The 19,867-nt window shown below is 68.8% G+C and carries 23 protein-coding genes; 9 read left to right on the top strand and 14 right to left on the bottom strand.

The window, feature by feature from the left end:
* Positions 1–209: 209 nt before the first annotated feature.
* Positions 210–1,346, top strand: coding sequence for an iron-containing alcohol dehydrogenase (locus KF889_24400; GenBank protein MBX3502599.1), 1,137 nt, complete (start codon positions 210–212; stop codon positions 1,344–1,346).
* A gap of 57 nt (positions 1,347–1,403) precedes the next feature.
* Here KF889_24400 and KF889_24395 read toward each other — a convergent pair whose 3' ends face one another.
* The 10 genes from KF889_24395 to KF889_24350 all read right to left on the bottom strand — a co-directional run bounded on the left by KF889_24395 (position 1,404) and on the right by KF889_24350 (position 7,677).
* Positions 1,404–1,757, bottom strand: coding sequence for a hypothetical protein (locus KF889_24395; GenBank protein ID MBX3502598.1), 354 nt, complete (start codon positions 1,755–1,757; stop codon positions 1,404–1,406).
* A 143-nt stretch (positions 1,758–1,900) separates the two neighbouring features.
* Complete coding sequence (locus tag KF889_24390; GenBank protein ID MBX3502597.1) at positions 1,901–2,266, bottom strand: hypothetical protein; 366 nt, start codon at positions 2,264–2,266, stop codon at positions 1,901–1,903.
* Positions 2,267–2,439: 173 nt separating this feature from the next.
* On the bottom strand, positions 2,440–2,775 hold the full coding sequence (grxD, locus tag KF889_24385) for a Grx4 family monothiol glutaredoxin (protein ID MBX3502596.1): 336 nt from the start codon (positions 2,773–2,775) through the stop codon (positions 2,440–2,442).
* Positions 2,776–2,811: 36 nt separating this feature from the next.
* The gene (locus KF889_24380) at positions 2,812–3,051 is read right to left on the bottom strand and encodes a BolA family transcriptional regulator (protein MBX3502595.1); all 240 of its coding nucleotides are present in this window, start codon (positions 3,049–3,051) and stop codon (positions 2,812–2,814) included.
* A 13-nt stretch (positions 3,052–3,064) separates the two neighbouring features.
* A complete protein-coding gene (purL, locus tag KF889_24375; GenBank protein ID MBX3502594.1) occupies positions 3,065–5,302 on the bottom strand; it encodes a phosphoribosylformylglycinamidine synthase subunit PurL in 2,238 nt (745 codons plus the stop codon).
* Positions 5,303–5,304: 2 nt separating this feature from the next.
* Entirely contained in the window at positions 5,305–5,991 is a 687-nt protein-coding gene (gene purQ, locus KF889_24370; GenBank protein MBX3502593.1) for a phosphoribosylformylglycinamidine synthase subunit PurQ, read from the bottom strand.
* A gap of 7 nt (positions 5,992–5,998) precedes the next feature.
* Positions 5,999–6,346, bottom strand: coding sequence for a hypothetical protein (locus KF889_24365; GenBank protein MBX3502592.1), 348 nt, complete (start codon positions 6,344–6,346; stop codon positions 5,999–6,001).
* On the bottom strand, positions 6,343–6,636 hold the full coding sequence (locus KF889_24360) for a BrnT family toxin (GenBank protein ID MBX3502591.1): 294 nt from the start codon (positions 6,634–6,636) through the stop codon (positions 6,343–6,345). The genes KF889_24365 and KF889_24360 overlap by 4 nt, the downstream gene beginning before the upstream one ends.
* A gap of 7 nt (positions 6,637–6,643) precedes the next feature.
* Positions 6,644–6,886, bottom strand: coding sequence for a phosphoribosylformylglycinamidine synthase subunit PurS (gene purS, locus KF889_24355; protein ID MBX3502590.1), 243 nt, complete (start codon positions 6,884–6,886; stop codon positions 6,644–6,646).
* Between the two features lie 26 nt (positions 6,887–6,912).
* Positions 6,913–7,677: a phosphoribosylaminoimidazolesuccinocarboxamide synthase gene (locus tag KF889_24350; protein ID MBX3502589.1), complete on the bottom strand. Its 765-nt coding sequence runs from the start codon at positions 7,675–7,677 to the stop codon at positions 6,913–6,915.
* Between the two features lie 219 nt (positions 7,678–7,896).
* Here KF889_24350 and KF889_24345 point away from each other — a divergent pair, with 219 nt between their 5' ends.
* Positions 7,897–9,021 carry a ferritin-like domain-containing protein gene (locus tag KF889_24345; protein MBX3502588.1) on the top strand — a complete coding sequence of 375 codons (1,125 nt, stop codon included), beginning with the start codon at positions 7,897–7,899 and terminating at the stop codon, positions 9,019–9,021.
* Positions 9,022–9,168: 147 nt separating this feature from the next.
* On the opposite strand, the gene KF889_24340 is transcribed toward KF889_24345, so the two are convergent.
* From KF889_24340 to KF889_24330, 3 genes are read right to left on the bottom strand one after another with little or no spacing between them, the layout of a single operon-like run.
* Positions 9,169–9,966, bottom strand: coding sequence for a tyrosine-protein phosphatase (locus KF889_24340; GenBank protein ID MBX3502587.1), 798 nt, complete (start codon positions 9,964–9,966; stop codon positions 9,169–9,171).
* Positions 9,938–10,690: an SDR family oxidoreductase gene (locus KF889_24335; protein MBX3502586.1), complete on the bottom strand. Its 753-nt coding sequence runs from the start codon at positions 10,688–10,690 to the stop codon at positions 9,938–9,940. Before KF889_24335 ends, KF889_24340 begins: the two co-directional genes overlap by 29 nt.
* A gap of 5 nt (positions 10,691–10,695) precedes the next feature.
* Positions 10,696–11,022 carry a DUF1476 domain-containing protein gene (locus KF889_24330; GenBank protein ID MBX3502585.1) on the bottom strand — a complete coding sequence of 109 codons (327 nt, stop codon included), beginning with the start codon at positions 11,020–11,022 and terminating at the stop codon, positions 10,696–10,698.
* A 148-nt stretch (positions 11,023–11,170) separates the two neighbouring features.
* On the opposite strand from KF889_24330, the gene KF889_24325 reads away from it, so the two are divergent.
* The 6 genes from KF889_24325 (at position 11,171) to KF889_24300 (ending at position 17,566) form a co-directional block, all read left to right on the top strand.
* Positions 11,171–12,025 carry a MaoC family dehydratase N-terminal domain-containing protein gene (locus KF889_24325; GenBank protein ID MBX3502584.1) on the top strand — a complete coding sequence of 285 codons (855 nt, stop codon included), beginning with the start codon at positions 11,171–11,173 and terminating at the stop codon, positions 12,023–12,025.
* Entirely contained in the window at positions 12,022–12,885 is an 864-nt protein-coding gene (locus tag KF889_24320; protein ID MBX3502583.1) for a MaoC family dehydratase N-terminal domain-containing protein, read from the top strand. Before KF889_24325 ends, KF889_24320 begins: the two co-directional genes overlap by 4 nt.
* 61 nt (positions 12,886–12,946) lie before the next feature.
* The gene (locus tag KF889_24315) at positions 12,947–13,189 is read left to right on the top strand and encodes a carboxymuconolactone decarboxylase family protein (protein MBX3502582.1); all 243 of its coding nucleotides are present in this window, start codon (positions 12,947–12,949) and stop codon (positions 13,187–13,189) included.
* 24 nt (positions 13,190–13,213) lie between these two features.
* The gene (locus KF889_24310; protein MBX3502581.1) at positions 13,214–13,498 is read left to right on the top strand and encodes a carboxymuconolactone decarboxylase family protein; all 285 of its coding nucleotides are present in this window, start codon (positions 13,214–13,216) and stop codon (positions 13,496–13,498) included.
* Positions 13,499–13,673: 175 nt separating this feature from the next.
* Positions 13,674–15,779, top strand: coding sequence for a hydantoinase/oxoprolinase family protein (locus KF889_24305; GenBank protein MBX3502580.1), 2,106 nt, complete (start codon positions 13,674–13,676; stop codon positions 15,777–15,779).
* Positions 15,776–17,566, top strand: a complete 1,791-nt coding sequence (locus tag KF889_24300; GenBank protein ID MBX3502579.1) for a hydantoinase B/oxoprolinase family protein — start codon at positions 15,776–15,778, stop codon at positions 17,564–17,566. The genes KF889_24305 and KF889_24300 overlap by 4 nt, the downstream gene beginning before the upstream one ends.
* Positions 17,567–17,593: 27 nt before the next feature.
* On the opposite strand, the gene KF889_24295 is transcribed toward KF889_24300, so the two are convergent.
* Positions 17,594–18,919 (bottom strand): adenylosuccinate lyase, encoded by a 1,326-nt coding sequence (locus KF889_24295; protein ID MBX3502578.1) that lies wholly within the window; start codon positions 18,917–18,919, stop codon positions 17,594–17,596.
* Between the two features lie 39 nt (positions 18,920–18,958).
* Here KF889_24295 and KF889_24290 point away from each other — a divergent pair, with 39 nt between their 5' ends.
* Positions 18,959–19,813 carry an HAD-IIB family hydrolase gene (locus tag KF889_24290; GenBank protein ID MBX3502577.1) on the top strand — a complete coding sequence of 285 codons (855 nt, stop codon included), beginning with the start codon at positions 18,959–18,961 and terminating at the stop codon, positions 19,811–19,813.
* The last annotated feature ends 54 nt before the right edge of the window (positions 19,814–19,867 follow it).

Below are 19,867 nucleotides of genomic sequence, written 5' to 3'. Positions count from 1 at the left end.
CGTCGGGATGATTGGAGATCACGGCCACGGATACCTTCTTGGCCAGCGGCTCTCACTGCCGCACACACAGGTCGCATACATGACTGCTCCTACCTGCTCGCCAAACGTCGCTACTCACACCTTGCGAAACGGGGGCCGTCCATACATGACAGCCAGTGCAGGAATGGGAGGCAGGCATGGCGACGATGGGCGTCTATCGCTATCCGCACATGGACCAGGTCGTGTTCGGCAAGCCGTGCGCCGAGGCGCTGGCCGAGGAAACGGCGCGCATCGGCGCCAGCAAGGTCTTCATCGTCGCCAGCGGCACGCTCAACCGCACCTCCGATGTGGTGCGCAACGTGGTCGGCAGGCTGGGCAACCGGTACGCCGGCACGTGGGATCGCATCGCCGCGCACACGCCGCGCACCGACTGCGTCGCCGCCGCCAACGCCGCGCGCGAGGCCGGCGCCGACCTGATCGCCACGGTGGGCGGCGGCTCGGTGACCGATGCCGGCAAGATGATCCAGCTCTGCCTCGCCAACGACGTGACCAAGCCCGAGCAGCTCGACGACTACAGGCGGATCACCAATGCCACCCCGCCGACGCGCCGGCCGGTGAATGCGCCCACGGTGCGCCAGGTCGCCGTGCCGACCACGCTGTCGGCCGGCGAGTTCAATCCCGGCGCCGGCTGCACCGACACGGCGACGAGGAAGAAGGAATCGTATTTCCACCCGCTGCACGTGCCGCGCGTCGTGATCCTCGATCCGGCGGCGACGGTGCACACGCCGCTGTGGCTGTTCCTGTCCAGCGGCATCCGCGCCGTCGATCACGCCGCCGAGGACATCTGCTCGCCGCGCTGCAACGCCTACTCCGAGGCCGCCGACATCCACGCCCTGAAGCTGCTGAGCCGCGGCCTGCGCGGCGTGAAGGCCGACGAGTCCGACATGGCGGCGCGGCTCGACTGCCTGATGGGCATGTGGCTCTCCGTGGTGGGATCGCAGGCCGGCGTCGACAAGGGCGCCAGCCACGCCATCGGCCATATCCTGGGCGGCACCGCCGGCGTGCCGCACGGCTACACCTCGTGCGTGATGCTGCCCACCGTCATGCGCTGGAACAAACTGGTGAATGCCGAACGCCAGGCGGTAGTCAGCGAGGCGCTGGGCCGGCCCGGCATCGATGCCGGCGACGCGCTGCACGAGCTGATCAGCGGGCTCGGCCTGCCGCGCACCCTGAAGGAGGTCGGCGTCGGGCCCGAGCAGTTCGACCTGCTGGCCGAGAACACCATGCACGATCGCTGGACCTACACCAACCCGCGCAAGATCGCCGGGCCGGCGGACGTGAAATCGATCCTCGAGATGGCGGCCTGAATCGGCAAGGGGTCCCGGCGATTGCCCGCCGGGACCCCTTCGGCTCAGCGCGTGTGATCAATACGTGCGCCGATCCCACCAGTAGCTGGGATAGCGCCGGTCAGGCGAGGCGCCCGGACCGCCGCGCGGGCCGGGCGGATTCTCCCAGTTCGTGCCCGGACCACCGCGCGGACCCGGCGGGTTGTCGTCGCGGTCGAACAGGTAGTCGCGGCCATAGCGTGGCGAGTAGTAGCGTGGCGGCTCATGCCACACCCAGCGGCCGCGCCAGCGGTCCCAGCGATACTCGGCCTTCTCGACCGCCGTATCGCCCTGGGTGGACATCATCGGGCCCGCGGCCAGCACGGGCGCGGCGCTGAAAGCCAGCAGGGCCGCGCCGGCACCGGCCAGCAGGATCTTCTTCATCGGCGTCATGGGACAGCTCCCTTGTTGCCTGCCCGCTGCTCGCGGGCTTCAAGGAGTCAATGGTGCTTGCGGGGACCGGGTTGCCGGCGGCCAGGAGGCATTTGCCCGTCGAGGCGTGACGCGCGGGCCGCCCGATTGCTGCCGCAAGTGCCTTACCATCGCCAGTGGCCGGAATAGCCGCGATGGGGCCTGTGGTAACTGTTCCAGGAGCGATATCCTGGCGCGTAGTAGGGGCGGTGGCCCCAGTAACGGTGGCCGTAGCGCGGTACGTAGTGGTTGCGGTAGCGCCACTGCCCGTGGCCGTAACGCGGCGAATGATAGTAGCGGCGCGGCGCGGCATGGCCGGGCCAACGATGGCGCCAGCGGTCGCCGCGGTACTCGACCTCCTGCACGCTTCCGCCGTTGACCGTCCGATCGCTGGCGCCCGGCATCATCGGGCCCGCGGCCCGTCCGGGCGCGGCACTGAAGGCCAGCAGACCTGCGCAGGCGGCTGCCAGCAGGATCTTCGTCATCGTCATGGGCCAACTCCCTTGGCTGCCCACCCGACGGTGGCGGGCTTCGGGAGTCAGGTAGGGATCGCGCCGCCGAGATTAGGGGCGGCAAGGGGGCATTTGCGTATCGGGGTGTGACCGCGCCACATGCAAAAGGCCGCCCTCGCGGGCGGCCTTTGGCGCCATGGGCTGGCGGCTCTTCAGGCGGCCTGCTGGACGGTGATGCCCTTGTCCCTGAAGACCTGCTCGAGCTCGCCGGTCTCGTACATCTCGCGCACGATGTCGCAGCCGCCGACGAACTCGCCCTTGACGTAGAGCTGGGGGATCGTCGGCCAGTCGCTGAACTCCTTGATGCCCTGGCGGATGGCCGGATCGACCAGCACGTTGACGCCCTTGAAGCGCACGCCCAGGTGCTCGAGCACCTCGACCACGGCGGCCGAGAAGCCGCATTGCGGGAACACCGGCGTGCCCTTCATGAACAGCACCACGTCGTTGCTGGTGACCTCTTCCCTGATGCGGTTGGCGACGTCGCTCATCGCAATCTCCTGTGGAACCTGTATGTCCAGTGTACCCTAACTGGCCCCGGGCGCCATGGTCGTCAACTTGAGCGCATGCAATTCCCCGCCCATGCGACCACCCAGCGCGGCGTAGACCATCTGGTGCTGCTGGACCCTGCTCTTGCCGGCGAAGGCTTTGGAAACCACTGTCGCGGCGTAGTGGTCGCCGTCGCCCACCAGGTCCTCGATCCGGACCTCGGCGTCGGGCAGCCCGGCCTTGATCAGGGCAACGATGTCGTCGGCGGCCATGGGCATGGATCGGGGTCCTTCAGGCCGCTTCGCCGGCCATGTAGGCGGGCAACCAGGTCTCGTGGGCGCGGCGCAGCTCGCCCAGCGATATGGCCATCAGGCCGCTGACCGTCACCGCGCCGCCGCCCGAAACGCCGATCCTGTGGGCCGGCACGCCCGCCTTGGTGGCGGCGGCCAGTACGGCATCGGCCTGGGCGGTTGCCAGCAGGTAACGGCCCTGGTCCTCGCCGAACAGCCAGGCATGGGTGGGGAGGTCGGCCGGCGGCTCGATCGTGGCGCCGGTCGCGCCCGCCATCGCCATCTCGGTCAGCGCGATCAGCAGGCCGCCGTCCGACAGGTCGTGGCAGGCGGCGACCTGGCCGGCGCCGATCCGCTCGCGCACGAAATCGCCGTTGCGGCGCTCGACGGCGAGGTCGACCGGCGGCGGCGCGCCCTCTTCGCGGCCATGGATCTCGCGCAGGAAGATCGACTGGCCGAGATGGCCCCCGGTCTCGCCGACCAGCACCAGCGAAAGGCCGGCCTCGCGCAAGGCGATGTCGACGCAGCCCTGCACGTCGGCCAGCAGCCCGACGCCGCCGATCACCGGCGTCGGCATGATCGGCCTTCCCTCGGTCTCGTTGTAGAGCGAGACATTGCCGGAGACGACCGGGAAGTCGAGCGCGCGGCAGGCTTCGGCCATGCCGGTGATGCAGCCGCCGAACTGCCCCATCACCTCGGGCTTGGTCGGGTTGCCGAAATTCATGTTGTCGGTGCAGGCCAGCGGCCGCGCGCCGACCGCGGTGAGGTTGCGCCATGCCTCCGCCACGGCCTGCCGGCCGCCGGTCCGGGGATGGGCGGCGCAGTAGCGCGGCGTGCAGTCCGAGGTGATCGCCAGCGCCTTGGGCTTGCCATGCGCCACGCGCACCACCGCCGAATCGCCGCCGGGGCGGATCGCCGTGTTGCCCATGATCAGGTGATCGTATTGCCGCCAGATCCACGCCTTGGACGCGAGGTCCGGGCAGCCGATCATCTTCAGGAGCGCCGCGCCGTAGTCCTTGGGCGCCGGCACGTCGGCGATGGCCAAGGTCGCCGGCAGCGTGGTTTCGGTCCACGGCCGCTCGTACATCGGCGCCTGGGTGACTACCGGCGGGATGGGAATGTTCGCGACCACGTCGCCGTGCCAGCGCAGCACCATGCGGCGCGTGTCGGTCAGCGTGCCGATGATCGCGAAGTCGAGCTCCCACTTCTCGAACACCTTGCGCGCCATCTCCTCGCGGCCGGGCTTCAGCACCATGAGCATGCGCTCCTGGCTCTCCGACAGCATCAGCTCGTAGGGGTTCATGCCGGTCTCGCGCATCGGCACGCGATCCAGATGCAGCTCGACGCCGAGCTCGCCCTTGTCGGCCATCTCGAACGACGACGAGGTGAGGCCCGCGGCGCCCATGTCCTGGATGGCGACGATGGCGTCGGTGGCCATCAGCTCAAGGCAGGCCTCGAGCAGCAGCTTCTCGACGAAGGGATCGCCGACCTGAACCGTGGGCCGCTTGCTCTCGCTGTCCTCGCTGAACTCGGCCGAGGACATTGTGGCGCCATGGATGCCGTCGCGGCCGGTCTTCGAGCCGACATAGACGATCGGATTGCCCAGCCCGGCGGCCGCCGAATAGAAGATGCGATTGGCGGGCGCGATGCCCACGGTCATCGCGTTGACGAGGATGTTCTCGTTGTAGGCGCGATGGAAATTGGTCTCGCCGGCGACCGTGGGGATGCCCATGCAGTTGCCATAGCCGCCGATGCCCGCCACCACGCCCGAGATCAGATGCCGCGTCTTGGGATGCGACGGGTCGCCGAAGCGCAGCGCGTTGACGTTGGCGATCGGCCGCGCGCCCATGGTGAAGACGTCGCGCAATATGCCGCCCACGCCTGTCGCCGCGCCCTGGTAGGGCTCGATGTAGGAGGGGTGGTTGTGGCTCTCCATCTTGAAGATGGCGGCCTGGCCGTCGCCGATGTCGATCACGCCGGCGTTCTCGCCCGGCCCGCAGATCACCCACGGCGCCTCGGTCGGCAGCTTCTTCAGCCACACCTTCGAGGATTTGTAGGAGCAGTGCTCGCTCCACATCGCCGAGAAGATGCCGAGCTCCACCATGGTCGGCTCGCGGCCCATGATGCCCAGCAGGCGTTCGTACTCGTCGGGCGCCAGGCCATGCTCGGCGACGACCTGCGGCGTGATCACCGGCTCGTTGGGCAGCTTGACTGGCGGGTTCTTCTCGGGAGCGTTCATGGTCAGGCGATGGCGGCGACGAGGCTTTCGAACAGGCCCTTGCCGTCGGTGCCGCCGAAGCGCGGCTCGATGGCGTTCTCGGGATGCGGCATCATGCCGAGCACCGTCTTGGTCTCGTTGAAGACGCCGGCGATGGAGCGCAGCGAGCCATTGGGATTGCCCGAGGCGAGGTCGCCGTCGTGCCCGCAATAGCGGAAGGCGATCTGGCCGCGATCCTCCATGCGCTTGAACGTGTCCTCGTCGACGAAGTAGTTGCCCTCGGCGTGGGCCACCGGCACGCGGATGATCTGGCCCTGCTGGTAGCGGTTGGTGAACAGGCTCTGGCTGGTCTCGACCGTCAGGTGCACGTCGCCGCAGACGAATTGCAGGTGCGCGTTGCGCATCAGGGTGCCCGGCACGATGCCCATCTCGGCCGCGACCTGGAAGCCGTTGCACACCGCCAGCACCGGCACGCCCTTCCCGGCGCGCGCCTTGACCTCGCGCATCACGGGCGAATGCGCCGCCATGGCGCCGCAGCGCAGATAGTCGCCGTAGGAGAAGCCGCCGGGGATCACGATCAGGTCGACCTTGGGCAGCTCGCTGTCGCCGTGCCAGACCATCGCCGGCGGCGTGCCGGACGTAACCGCGATCGCGTTGGCGATATCGTGCTCGCGATTGGTGCCGGGGAAGACGACGACGGCGGCTTTCATGGATCTCTCATTCCGCGGCCGAGATGGCGGGCGCAACATGGATCAAGTGGAAACCGCGCTTACGAATATCCGCCTTCGCCGACTTCTCCGAGAAATCGACGCGGCGAGCGCCAGTTTCCGCGAACGACTTGAACTTCAGCCAACGACCACTGTTGGGGCAGTTCACAAAGCGCGTCGGCGCTGTGCCGTCAGTCACCACGATCAGACTGTGGTCGACGGACGAGCGATAGAGATGGAAGATCATGCCACCGCTCACCGGCTCCGGTCGCCGCAAACCGGCGCCGATGAACGCGCCGACCCAGTCTTCGCGGGCCGTCGGCGGTATCTCGGGGTCGATCTTGCGTTGCGTGTTCATGAGCGCTGCAGGTATCGGGCGGTTTCGGCCGGCGTAGCGTGGCGTGCCGTGATCAAGCGCGCGCAATCCTGACGCCACGTGTAGACTACCATGACGACCCGTCCGCGACACGGCGTGAGGGCGCGCCAGCGGTCCTCATCTGTCGAGTGATCGAGGTCCTCCCCGAAGATCGCGGCCGCCTCGAGCGCGGCCGGCAGATCGACGAAGTCCACACCATGCTTGCGCAGCGTGCGGCGACGCTTCTCGTCATCCCACTCGTAGCATTGGCCGTTGACGACGACCCTGCCCACCGGTTGCTCACGCCACCAGCTCGATGCGGTAGTTCTCGATCACCGTGTTGGCCAGCAGCTTGCGGCACATGTCCTCGAGCCGGGCCTTGGCGCGGGCCTCGTCGGTCTCCTCGAGCTCCAGCTCGATGAACTTGCCCTGGCGCACGTCGCCGACCTCGGGGAAGCCCAGGCGATGCAGCGCGTTGCCGATCGCCTTGCCCTGGGGATCGAGGACGCCGTTCTTCAGGGTGACGTGCACGCGCGCCTTCATGGTCTCCTGCCTATTGCCCCGATGGCCTATTGAACCGTGGTCGGGCCGCGATGGTCGCCGGCGCCGGGGTCGAGCAGGATGCCGAGCCGCCGCGCGACTTCCTGGTAGGCCTCCTCGACCTTGCCGAGGTCGCGGCGGAAGCGGTCCTTGTCCATCTTCTCGTTGGTCTTCAGGTCCCACAGCCGGCACGAGTCCGGGCTGATCTCGTCGGCGAGCACGATTCGGACCATCTCGTCCTCGTACAGCCGGCCGAACTCGACCTTGAAGTCGATCAGCTTGATGCCGATGCCCAGGAAGAGGCCGGAGAGGAAGTCGTTGATGCGCAGCGCCAGGGCGACGATGTCGTCGATGTCCTGCGGCTGGGCCCAGCCGAAGCAGGTGATGTGCTCCTCGGTGACCAGCGGGCTCTTGAGCTGGTCGTTCTTGTAATAGAACTCCAGGATCGAACGCGGCAGAGGCTGGCCCTCGGGGATGCCGAAGCGCTCCGCCAGCGAGCCGGCGGCGACGTTGCGGACCGCGACCTCCAGCGGGATGATCTCGACTTGGCGGATCAGCTGCTCGCGCATGTTCAGCCGGCGGATGAAATGGGTCGGCACGCCGATCTCGTTCAGCCGCGTCATCAGATATTCCGAGATGCGGTTGTTGATTACGCCCTTGCCGGTGATCGTGCCCTTCTTCGCGTTGTTGAAGGCGCTGGCGTCGTCCTTGAAGTACTGGACGATGGTTCCGGGTTCGGGCCCCTCGTAGAGGATCTTGGCCTTGCCCTCGTAGAGGCGGCGGCGGCGGCTCATGGGGCTGATCTCCGGGGCATCGGCGGAGGAGGCCCGCCGCACCCGTTTTCCGAGGCGGGTTCTAGCAGGCGCATGCGCCGGGGTGCAACACGCAGGGGCCACCGTGACGCAGCCCCTTGCGAGTCACCGTGATCACTACCAAGTCACTGTCATTCTGTGCTTTTTTCGGTTAAATGACGCTCTAGTCACGTTGTCGCACGACCCTTTTCGGAGCCCGTGATGGCCGCCCGCCAGATCACCTACGATGCCGCCTACGACACCGTCGACCGCGACGATTTCCCGGCGATGATGGCGACCGGCCGCTACGGAAGGCGCAGCGACGCCTTCGACCGGATCATTTCACAGACGCACGATCACTTCTGGGACCCGCTGGACCCGACCTATATCGATTTCAGCCAGCCTTTCGACATGGCGACCACGCCGATCCTGCCGCTCGAGAACATCATGGAACTCAGGAGCGCGGTGGCCGACAGGCTGGACGAGCGCCAGAAGATCCAGCTCGCCAACGACGTCACCCACTGGTCGCTCAGCAGCCTGCTGCATGGCGAGCAGGGTGCGCTCTCGCTGTCGGCCAGCCTGTGCCACATCCTGCTCGACCCGGGCGCCCAGGAATACGCCGCCAACCAGGCGCGCGAGGAGGCGCGCCATGTCGCGGGCTTCACCAGGTACATCGGCCTGCGCTGGGGCGAGCCGCTGCCGGTGGGCGCCACGGTGGGCAAGCTGCTCACCGAGCTGGTCACCACGACCGAGGTCTATCGCAAGATCGTCGGCATGCAGATGCTGGTCGAGGGCCTGGCGATGGGCGCCTTCGCCACGCTCAACGCCCAGACCAACGATCCCGTGCTGCGCCGGCTGGTGCAGCTGGTGATGAGCGACGAGGCCTTCCACCACCGCTTCGGCCGCATCTGGGCGCAGCGTACCATCGGCAACCTGACGCCGGAGGAGCACCAGCGCGTCGAGGACTGGACCGCCGAGGTCTTCCAGGTGCTGTTCTTCAATCTCGTCAACGCCGAGCAGAAGCAGGTCATCTACGGCAAGTACGGCCTGCACTGGGAATGGGTGCGCGACGCCATCCGCGAGGTGTTCTCCGACGAGGACCGCCGCCAGCAGCTCACCAGCAGCACCAACATCTTCCGCGTGCTGATCAAGACCCTGCTGCATGCCGGCATCATCACCGACCGCACACGGCCCCTGTACGCCGTGTGGGTCGACATGAAGGAGCTGGCGAGCGACGGCGAGGAGATCCCCGGCGCGGCCGTGGCGGAAGAGACGATGATCATGCTGCGCGAGATCAACGCCAGGCGTAAGCGCATCGTCAGCAAGGATATCGTCGCGGCGCAGTAGCGATCATGCCTTCTCCGGAGGGGGAAGGTGGAACTGGAGCCACGGGCGTCGAATCAAATGCAACTGTCATCCCGAGCGTAGCGAGGGATCCAGGCGGCTTCCCTGGATCCCTCGCTGCGCTCGGGATGACAGGGTGCGCGCGTCGCTCTACGCCGGCTCCGTCAGCGCCGCCGCCAGCGCCATGCGCTCGCGCGGGCCGATGTTCATCGTGTCCTCGAGGTAGCGCTCGACACTGCCCCAGCGGCCCTCGATCGTGTCCAGCGCGGCGTTGAGGAATGACGGCCGCACCTTGACCAGCGCGGCGCGCACCTCGTCGGGGAACTCCGACGTGGTCAGCACCCGAGGCACGTAGTGATCGTTGCTCAGCAGGTAGTCGGCCTCGATCACGTCGCGCGGCACGCCCAGCACCGAGAGGATCAGGGCGGCGGCGACGCCGGTGCGGTCCTTGCCGGCGGCGCAGTGGAACAGCAGCGGCTTCTCGCCATCCTCCAGCAGGCGCTGAAACATCCTGGCGAACGAATCGTGCTTCTCCAGCGCGTACCAGCGATAGGTCTGCTCCATCACCTCGACGGCGACGGCGGCATCGAGCGGTCCGCTCTCGCGCCGACGGCGCAATTCGTCGGCCACGGTGGGCTCGATCGGCGCGTGCAGGCGCACGCCGGGCGCGAAGGCCGGCGCGGCTGCCGCCTCGTTGACGCCGCGGAAATCGACGATGGTGCCCAGACCCATCTCGTCGAAGCGGGCACGGCCGGCCGGGCTGAGTTCGTCGAGATTGGCCGAGCGATAGATGCGCCCGCGCCTGACGTGGCGACCGTCGCGCGTCGCATAGGCGCCGACGCAGCGGACGTTGCTGGTGCCTTCGATGGGGATCAGGCGGTCGTAGGTGGTCATGGCATCGGTGTAGAAGGCCAGTGTTTCAGAATTGATACCGCCGTAGCCCGCCATCGACCGGGATCACCGTGCCGGTGATGTAGCCGGCCAGCGGCGAGGCGAGGAAGCAGACCAGGGCGGCGATCTCCTCCGGCTCGCCGTAGCGGCCGACCGGGATCTCGTTCTCGGACTGCCATTGGCGATATTCCGGCGCGTAGTTGCGCAGGATCTGTTCGCTGTGGATGCGGCCGGGCGGGATGCAGTTCACGGTGATGCCGTGCTTGCCGACCTCGCGCGACAGGCCCTTCGACCATGAATGCATCGCCGCCTTGGCGCAGAAGGCACCGTTGATGCCGTCGGGCTCGGACTTGCCGGTGATGTTGACGATGCGGCCCCACTTGCGCTCAATCATGCCGTCGATCAGCCGATCGGCGATCTGGCGCTGGCGCGTGAAATTCAAGGTCATCGCCTCCTGCCACTGCGCCTCGTCGGTGTGCAGCTTGAAGTGGCGGCTGCCGCCGGCGTTGTTGACCAGGATGTCGACGCCGCCGAGCGCCTTGACCGCCGTGTCGACGATGCTCGCCGGCGCGTCCTCGCGCATCATGTCGCACTCGATCAGTGTCGGACGCGCGCCGCCGGAAGCGGCGATCTCCTCGGCGAGCGTCTCCAGCAGGTTGCGCCGCCGGGCGACGACGGCGAGCCTCACGCCCTCCGCCGCGAGCGCTTTGGCGATGCCGCGGCCGATGCCGATGCTGGCGCCGGTGACCAGCGCCGAGCGGCCGGCGAGCTGCAGGTCCATCTGCGCTACTTCGATTCTTCCATGACCTGGTGCTTGGCGTCCTCGAGCAGCTTGTCCATCTGCTTGCGCACGACGCCGGCGTCGGCCGGCAGGCCGGCGGCCCGCAGGTCGCCCAGCACCTTCTGCAGCACATCGTCGTCGCCCGGCTTCTCGAAGTCGGCCATGACGACTTCCTTGGCGTAGGCGTCGGCGTCCGGTCCGGCCTTGCCGAGCTGCGCGGCGATCCACTGGCCGAGCAGCCGGTTGCGCCGGTTGTTGACCCTGAACTGCAGGTCCTGGTCGCGCTTGAACTTGTTCTCGAAGGCCTTTTCCCGCTCGTCGAAGGTGCTCATCGCGATCTGTCTCCCGGGTCCGCAGGTCGTATTGCCGCGCGCAGTATATAGCGTCGGAGATGGGCCTCCGCCACCCACCCACACCTACCTTCCCCCGCGAGGCGGGGAAAGGTAGGGAAGAGTGTCGGGGTATCAGGAGGAAGACCGCATGAGCGACGATCTGGCGAGCTTGCGCCAATGGATCGGGCGAGGCGAAGCGCGCGACGATTTCGCCGCACCGTTCCCGCCGCATGCCCTGATCCAGACATTCGACACCGGCGATTCGCGCATGGCGGCGGGCGATGCGCTGCCACCGCTGTGGCACTGGCTGTACTTCCTCGACACCACGCCGCGCTCGAAGCTGGGGCCCGACGGCCTGCCGGGCCGCGGCGATTTCATGCCGCCGGTGAGCTTGCCGCGCCGCATGTGGGCGGGCAGCCGCTTCACCTTCCACGACGTGCCGCTGAGGCTCGGCGACACCTTGCGCCGCGAATCGGCGATCGCCGCGATCGAGGGCAAGAGCGGCAGCACCGGCGAGATGGTCTTCGTCACCGTGCGCCATCGCATCTTCGGTGCCGGCGGCCTGGCGGTGGAGGAGGAGATCGACGGCGTCTATCGCGAGGCGGCGAAGCCGGGCGAGGTGCAGAAGGCGGGGCGTCCGGCGCCCGGCGACGCGACGTGGAGCAAGACCATCAGGCCGGATCCGGTGCTGCTGTTCCGCTTCTCGGCGTTGACCTTCAATCCGCACCGCATCCACTACGACCAGCCCTACGCGACGTCGGCCGAAGGCTATCCCGGCCTGATCGTGCACGGCCCGCTGATGTGCCTGCTGCAGGTCGAGCTGGCGCGCCGATCGGTGCCGGATCGCCGGATGAAGAGCTTCGCGCTGCGCGCCCTGGCGCCGGTCTACGACCTCGCGCCCTTCGACGTGCAGGCCAGGCGCGAGGCGGACGGCTCGGTGACGACATGGATCCGCGACCCGCAGGGCGCGATGGCGCAGCAGGGCAAGGCGGTGTTCGCATGAGCGCGATGATCGACAAGCTCGACCACTACCGGACCTGGATCGGCCGGACCGACACGCGCGAGGACGTCGTCACCGCCTATCCGGTGCGCGCGATGATGGCGACGCTCGACACCGGCGATCCCGATCCGAAGATCGGCGACGAGCTGCCGCCCTACTGGCACATGTTCTACTTCCTCGAGGCCGCGCCGGCCTCGCAGATCGGCCCCGACGGCCACCCGCGGCGCGGCGGATTCCTGCCGCCGATCGAGCTGCCGCGGCGCATGAACGCCGGCAACCGCATCGAATTGCTGAAGCCGGTGCGCATCGGCGATGCGCTGCGCCGCGAGGCCAGGGTCACCGACGTGCAGGGCAAGACCGGCAGCAGCGGCGCCATGGTCTTCGTCACCGTGCGCAACACCATCGGCGGCAGGGACGGCCCGGCGATCGTGCACGAGCAGGATCTGGTCTATCGCGGCGATCCGGCACCCGACGCCAGGCCGGCCACGCCGAAGGCGGCGCCGAGCGATGCCACGTGGTCGCGCATGGTGACGCCCGATCCGGTGCTGCTGTTCCGCTACTCCGCCCTGGTCTTCGTCGGCCACCGCATCCACTACGACCTGCCCTACGTCACGCAGGTCGAGGGCTATCCCGGCCTGCTGGTGCACGGGCCGCTGATGGGGCTGATGCAGCTGGAGCTGGCGCGGCGCGAGAATGGCGGCCGCCGCGTCGCGCGCTACGAGTTCCGCGCCACGAGTCCGGTCTATCACACCGCGCCGTTCAGCGTGAACGCCCGCGCCGAGAAGGACGGCACGGTCACGACCTGGATCGCCAACGGCAACGGCGCGCTCTGCCAGCAGGGCAAAGTAACATTCGCGACATGAGGGCGGTTGCCGTTCGGGTCGCCTGACGCGAGCGTTGCACCAACCACAACACGGAGCCCCCATGCCGCTTGTTTCCGAAGTCACCGAGGACGGTGGCGATCCCATCCTGAGCAAGGCCTTCGCGCGCCAGCGCGAGATGTTCGGTGAGCTGCTCAATCCGACCAAGGTGATGGCGCATTGTCCGCCGATCCTCGAGGCCGCCGGCCGTCTGACCGTGGCGCTGGAACAGTCCAACCGCCTGCCGGCCAGCCTGCGCGCATTGCTCTACCTCAGGGTGGCGACGATCAACGGCTGTCCCTTTTGAATGGACATCAACGCATCACGTGTGATGCAGGCTGAGAAGGGTGGCGAAGAGAAGATGCAGAACGTCGCGCGCTGGCGCGATGCCCCTGTGTTCAGCGAGGCCGAGCGCCTGGCGCTGGAGTTCGCCGAGAAGGCGACCATCACCGGCCAGCGCGTCGAGCCCGAGCTGATCACCAGGCTCAAGCAGCACTTCGACGATGCCCAGATCGTCGAGCTCTCCGCCGCGGTGGCGCTGGAGAACTTCCGCAGCAAGTTCAACGTGCCGCTGGGGGTGGAGGCACAGGGCTTCTGCATCGTGCCGGCGCGCTGACTGAACGACTGTCATCCCCGGGGCCGTCCGCGGCCCCTGTAGCGCAGGGATCTATGCGTCTGAGCCTGGATCGCTACGCTCGGGATGACAGGAGACCGACCGCCGTAGGGGTGGAAATTGACCGGCCGCGCCGTCCTGCCATGATGCGCCGGACACAAAGTGGCGCGGACATCGCATGGCGGATTCGGCGGCAACCATAGAGAACCATGGCAAAGGGGCGCTGGCCGCCCCGTGGCGCATCGGCGTCGATGTCGGCGGCACCTTCACCGACCTGGTGCTGCAGGACGCCGAGGGCCGCATGGTGATCGGCAAGGTGCCCTCGGTGCCGGCCGATCCCAGCAGGGGCGTGCTCGACGCGGTGATCGACGTGGCGCGCCGGCAGGGCATGGCGGTGCGCGAGCTGCTGCAGGGCTGCGCCATGTTCGTGCACGGCTCGACCATAGCAACCAATACCATTCTGGAAGGCAAAGGCGCCCGGGTCGGCATGCTGACCACCGAGGGCCTGCGCGATTCGGTCGAGATCCGCCGCGGCCTGCGCGAGAACATGTGGGATCACCGCACACCGTTCCCGCCGGTTCTGGTGCCGCGCTACCTGCGCCGCCCGGTGCGCGGGCGCATCGCGGCCGACGGCCACGAGCTGGCGCCGCTCAGGATCGAGGACGTCGACGCCGCCATCGCCCGGTTCCGCGAGGAGGGCGTCGAGGCGGTGGCGATCTGCCTGATCAACAGCTACGCCGAGGGCGCGCACGAGGCCGCCGCGGCGCGCCGCGTGCGCGAGGCCAACAATGAATGGGCGGTCTCGGTATCGAGCGAGATCATGCCCGTGGTCGGCGAGTACGAGCGCGGCTCGACCACGGTGGTCGACGCCTATGTCGCGCCGCGCGTCGCGCCCTACCTGCGCGCGCTCGACGAGACGCTGCGATCGGAAGGCCTGCCGCGCGGCCTGCTGCTGGTGCAGAGCAATGGCGGCGTGGCCTCGGTCGCGCAGGCCGCGACGCGGCCGGTGAACCTGGCTCTGTCGGGCCCGGCCGCCGGCGTCGGCGCGCTGTCGATGTTCGCGCGCGCCGCCGGCACCGACGACCTGCTGTCGATGGAGATCGGCGGCACCTCCTGCGACGTGATGCTGATGGCCGAGGGCAGGGTCGCGGCGGCCGATCACCTGATGGTCGGCGGCTATCATCTGTCCACGCCGGCCATAGAAATCCATACGGTCGGTGCCGGCGGCGGCACCATCGCCGGCGTCGATGCCGCGGGCATGCTGTTCGTCGGTCCCAAGGGCGCCGGCGCGCGGCCGGGCCCGGCCTGCTATGGCTTCGGCAACACCGAGCCCACCGTCACCGACGCGCTGCTGGCGCTGGGCCGGCTGCGGCCCGGCCCGATCGCCGGCGGCGCCGTGACGCTCGATGCGTCGCTCGCCGAGACGGCGCTCGACCAGGCCATCGGCCGCAAGCTCGGCCTGTCGGTCGAGCAGGCCGCCTCGGGCGTGATCCGCCTGGTCGAGCAGAACCTGCTGCATGCCGTCGAGCGCATTTCGATCGAGCGCGGCGTCGATCCGCGTCGCCTGACGTTGGTGGCCGCCGGCGGCGCCGGCCCGATGCACGGCGCCTCGGTGGGCCGCGCGCTGGGCTGCAAGCGGGTCTACGTGCCGCGGGTCGCCGGCGCGTTCTGCGCGCTGGGCATGCTGCACACTGATGCGCGCCAGGACTGGCTGCGCGTCTATGACGGCGACACCGACTCGCTCGACACGGCGGCGCTCGCCGCGGCCTTCGCCGCGATGGAGACCGAGGCGCGGCGCACCTTGCATGCCGAGGGCTTCGGCAACGACCGCCTGCTGGTCGTGCGCGCGCTCGACCTGCGCTATCCCGGCCAGCAATCCTCGCTGCAGGTCGAGGTGCCGGCCGCGGGCTTCGACGCGGCTGCCGTGCGCAAGGACTTCGAGGCGCAGCACCAGCGCCTGTTCGGCCACATCCAGCCCGGCGGCCGCATCGGCGTGGTGGCGCTGCGCGTCGCCGGCATTGGCCAGGTCGGCGCGGTCGATCCGCAAGGGCCGCCCGCGGCGAGCGGCGAGGCGAGGCCCGTCGCGACGCGCCGCGTGTGGATCGGCGAGAAGGACGGCTGGGCCGAGGCGCGGGTCTATGCCGGCGCCGACCTGCGGCCGGGCCACGCGCTTGTCGGTCCGCTGATCGTCGAGGAGGTCACCACCACGGTGTTCGCCGGTCCGCGCGATACGCTCACCGTGGATGCCGCCGGCAATTTCGACATCGCGCTGGAGCAGCCATGACCGTCGATCCGACCACGCTCGATCCCATCGCGCTGGCGCTTGTGCAGAACCGGCTCGACCACATCTCGCGCCAGATGGGCTGGGTGATGACGCGCACCGCGCGCAGCCCGATCTTCAACCAGAGCCACGATTTCTCCTGCTTCCTCGCCGACGCGCACGGCACCCTGATCAGCCAGGCCGACGGCATTCCGATCCACACCGGCGGTGGCGGCTTCGCAGTGCGCGCCGTGCTCAAGGCCTTCGGCGGGCGCATCGAGCCGCTCGACGTCTTCCTGCTCAACGATCCCTACGAGGCCGGCGGCAACCACCTGCCGGACTGGGTGATCGCGCGGCCGGTTTTCGTCGACGGCACGCTGGCGGCCTTCGCCTGCAATCGCGCGCATCAGTCGGATATCGGCGGCGGCGCGGCCGGCACGTACAACGCCGAGGCGACCGAGATCTTCCACGAGGGCATCCGGTTGCCGGTGCTGAAGCTGGTCGAGCGCGGCCAGCTGCGCGAGGACCTCTGGGCGCTGCTCAAGCTGAACTGCCGCACGCCCGACCTGCTCGATGGCGACCTGCGCGCGATGATGGGCTCGACCCAGATCGGCGCCGAGCGCCTGCAGGCGCTGCTCGAGGAGTATGGCTTCGAACGCGGCCTGGTGCTGATCGAGGGCGTGCTGGCGCACGCCGATCGCAGCTTCCGCAACGCGCTGGCGTCGCTACCGCGTGGCGTGTGGCGCGGCGAGGAGCGCACCGACAACGATTGCTTCGAGACGCGCGACGTGTGGATCCGCGTCGCCCTCGATCTGCGCGACGACGGGCTGACCGTCGACTTCACCGGCACCGATCCGCAGATCAGGGGCTTCAAGAACAGCTCGGTCGCCAACACCTGGTCGGCGGTCTACATGGCGCTGGCGTCGTTCTTCGATCCGGCCCTGCCGCGCAACGAGGGCACCTTCCGCTGCGTCAGGATCGTCGCGCCCGAGGGCACGATCGTGAACGCGCGGCCGCCGGCGCCGATGACCATGAACACCGTGTTCATCGCCCACGAGATCGTGCACGCGATCTGGAACGCGCTGGGCAAGGCCTCGCCTGAGCGCGCCTGCGCCGGCTGGGGCAAGAGCATCCACAACGGCAGCGCCGGGCGCATCGGCACGGCCAGGCCCTATGTCGCCTATCACTGGCACGCCATGGCCGGCGGCGGCGCGGTCGACGGGCGCGACGGCTTCAACCAGATCGGCCACCTGATCGCGCTGGGCGGGCTCACCATCCCCAATGTCGAGGGCTACGAGCGCGCCTATCCGCTGACCATCACCCGACACGAGTTCCGCATCGATGCCGCCGGCCCCGGCAAGTATCGCGGCGGCACGGGCATCCAGTACGAGGTCGAGGTGCTCGAGCCGGCGGAGTTCTCGTTCCGCGGCGAGGGGCTGAACTACCGGACCGGCTTCGGCATCCAGGGCGGCGGCGCGGGCGCCGCCGGCGAGATGGAGCTGACGCTCGCCGACGGCACCGTCATGCCGGCGCCGAAATACGGCATCCGCCGCATCGACCAGCCGCTCACCGAGCGCGCGCTGTCGCCCGGCGGCGGCGGCTGGGGCAGCCCGCTGGAGCGTGACCCCGAGCGCGTGCTGCGCGACGTGCGCGACGAGGTCGTCAGCCCGCAGGCGGCGCACGACGTCTATGGCGTGGTGCTGGGCGCCGACGGCCGCGGCGTCGACGCCGCGGCGACGGCGACGCGGCGCGCGGCGCTACGTGAACCTCTGTCATCCAGAGCGCAGCGAGGGATCCAGGGTGACGACTAGATCCCTCGCTGCGCTCGGGATGACAGGTCACCCGAACACCCGCCTGAAGATCGTGTCGACCTGCCTGGTGTGATGGCCCATGTCGAAGATCGCCACGATCTCGTCGTCCGAGAGCAACTGGCGGATCTGCAGGTCGGCGCGGCAGAGCTGCATGAAGGCGGCGTTGCCCTTCCAGCCTTCCATGGCGTTGCGCTGCACGGCGGCGTAGGCATCCTCGCGGCTCATGCCCTTCTGCGTCAGCGCCAGCAGCACGCGCTGCGAGAACACCAGCCCGCCCAGCGAATCGAGATTGCCCTGCATGCGCTCGGGGTAGACCAGCAGGTTCTCGACCACGCCGGCCAGCCGGTTGAGCGCGAAGTCGAGCGTCACCGTGGCGTCGGGGCCGATCATGCGCTCGGCCGAGGAGTGCGAGATGTCGCGCTCGTGCCACAGCGTGATGTTCTCCAGCGCCGGCGTCACGAAGGCGCGCACCATGCGCGAGAGCCCGGTGAGATTCTCGGTCAGCACCGGGTTACGCTTGTGCGGCATCGCCGAGCTGCCCTTCTGGCCGGGCGAGAAGAATTCCTCGGCCTCGCGCACCTCGGTGCGCTGCAGATGGCGGATCTCGGTGGCGAGGTTCTCCATGCAGCCGGCGATCACGCCCAGCGTGGCGAAGAACATCGCGTGGCGGTCGCGCGGGATGATCTGCGTCGAGACCGGCTCGATGCCGAGACCCAGCGCCTTGGCGACATGCGCCTCGACGCGCGGATCGATGTTGGCGAAGGTGCCGACGGCACCGGAGATCGCGCAGGTCGCGACGTCGGCGCGCGCCGCCACCAGGCGTACCTTGCAGCGGCTGAAGGCGGCGTAGTGCCCGGCCAGCTTGACGCCGAAGGTCGTCGGCTCGGCATGGATGCCGTGGCTGCGGCCGATGGTCGGCGTCATCCTGTGCTCGAGCGCGCGCTTCTTCAGCGCCGCCAGCACGCGGTCGAGGTCGGCCAGCAGGATGTCGGCGGCCTGGGTGAGCTGGACTGCGAAGGTCGTGTCGAGCACGTCGGATGAGGTCAGGCCCTGGTGCACGAAGCGCGACTCGGGGCCGACATATGCGCTCAACCAGGTGGTGAAGGCAGTGATGTCGTGCCTGGTGACGCGCTCGATGGCGTCGATCTTCTCGATCTCCCCGGCCGGGTCGGCGGCCATCGCCGCCACGGCCTTCCGGCCGCCGTCCCGGATCGCCCTGGCCGCTTCCCGGGGGATGATGCCCAGCTCGCCCATGGCATCGCAGGCATGCGCTTCGACCTCGAACCAGATACGGAAGCGGTTCTGCGGCTCCCAGATGGCGGCCATCTCGGGGCGGGAATACCGGGGGATCATCGAGGCCTCGGATTTTTTTCGAGGTCTTTTACCCGATCCATGGGAGAAGTCATCCTCCCCCGGTTGACTGGACCGTGCCCTGTGGACGACCGACGCCTGCGGCCGATCGCCGAGTTTCCTGCTGCCGACCGCCGCGCCATCCGCGGCGTCTTCACCGACATCGACGAGACGGTCTCGAGCGAGGGCCGGCTCACTGCCGAGGCCTACGCGGCGCTGGAGCGGCTGAAGGCCGCGGGGCTGATGGTGATCCCGGTGACCGGCCGGCCGGCGGGCTGGTGCGATCTGATCGCGCGGTTCTGGCCGGTCGACGCCGTGGTCGGCGAGAACGGCGCCTTCTGGATGTGGCTCGACCGCTCGGCCGGAAGGCTGCGCACCCGCTATGTCCAGGACGAGTCGATGCGGACGGCGGGGCGGCGCCGGCTGGAGGCGGTGAAGGCCGAGGTGCTCAGCGAGGTGCCCGGCTCGGGCGTCGCCTCGGACCAGCCGTATCGCGCGGCCGACCTCGCCATCGATTTCTGCGAGGACGTGCCGGCCCTGCCGCGCCGCGAGGTCGACCGCATCGTGGCGATCTTCGAGCGCCATGGCGCGCACGCCAAGATCAGCTCGATCCACGTCAATGGCTGGTTCGGCGACTACGACAAGCTGACGACGACGCGGCTGATGATGGCCGAGCTCCACGGCGTCGACCTGGACAAGACCGCGGGCGAGTGGGTGTTCAGCGGCGATTCGCCCAACGACGCGCCGATGTTCGGCTTCTTCCCCAACGCCGTGGGCGTGGCCAACGTGGCCGACTTCGCCGACCGCATGGCGCATCTGCCGCGCTGGATCACCAGCGCGCGTTCCGGCGCCGGCTTCGCCGAGATGGCCAGCGCGCTGCTCGAGGCGCGTCGCTAGCTTGACCCTGCGCGCCGGCTGTCCGACTGTACGGCCGGCCGACAAGTTCGCCAT

This window comes from Alphaproteobacteria bacterium (genome assembly GCA_019635875.1).
In the GTDB taxonomy this organism is placed as follows: Bacteria; Pseudomonadota; Alphaproteobacteria; order Reyranellales; family Reyranellaceae; genus JAFAZJ01.
Note: the sequence above shows the minus strand (reverse complement) of the source record. Positions and strands in the feature narration are given on the sequence as shown.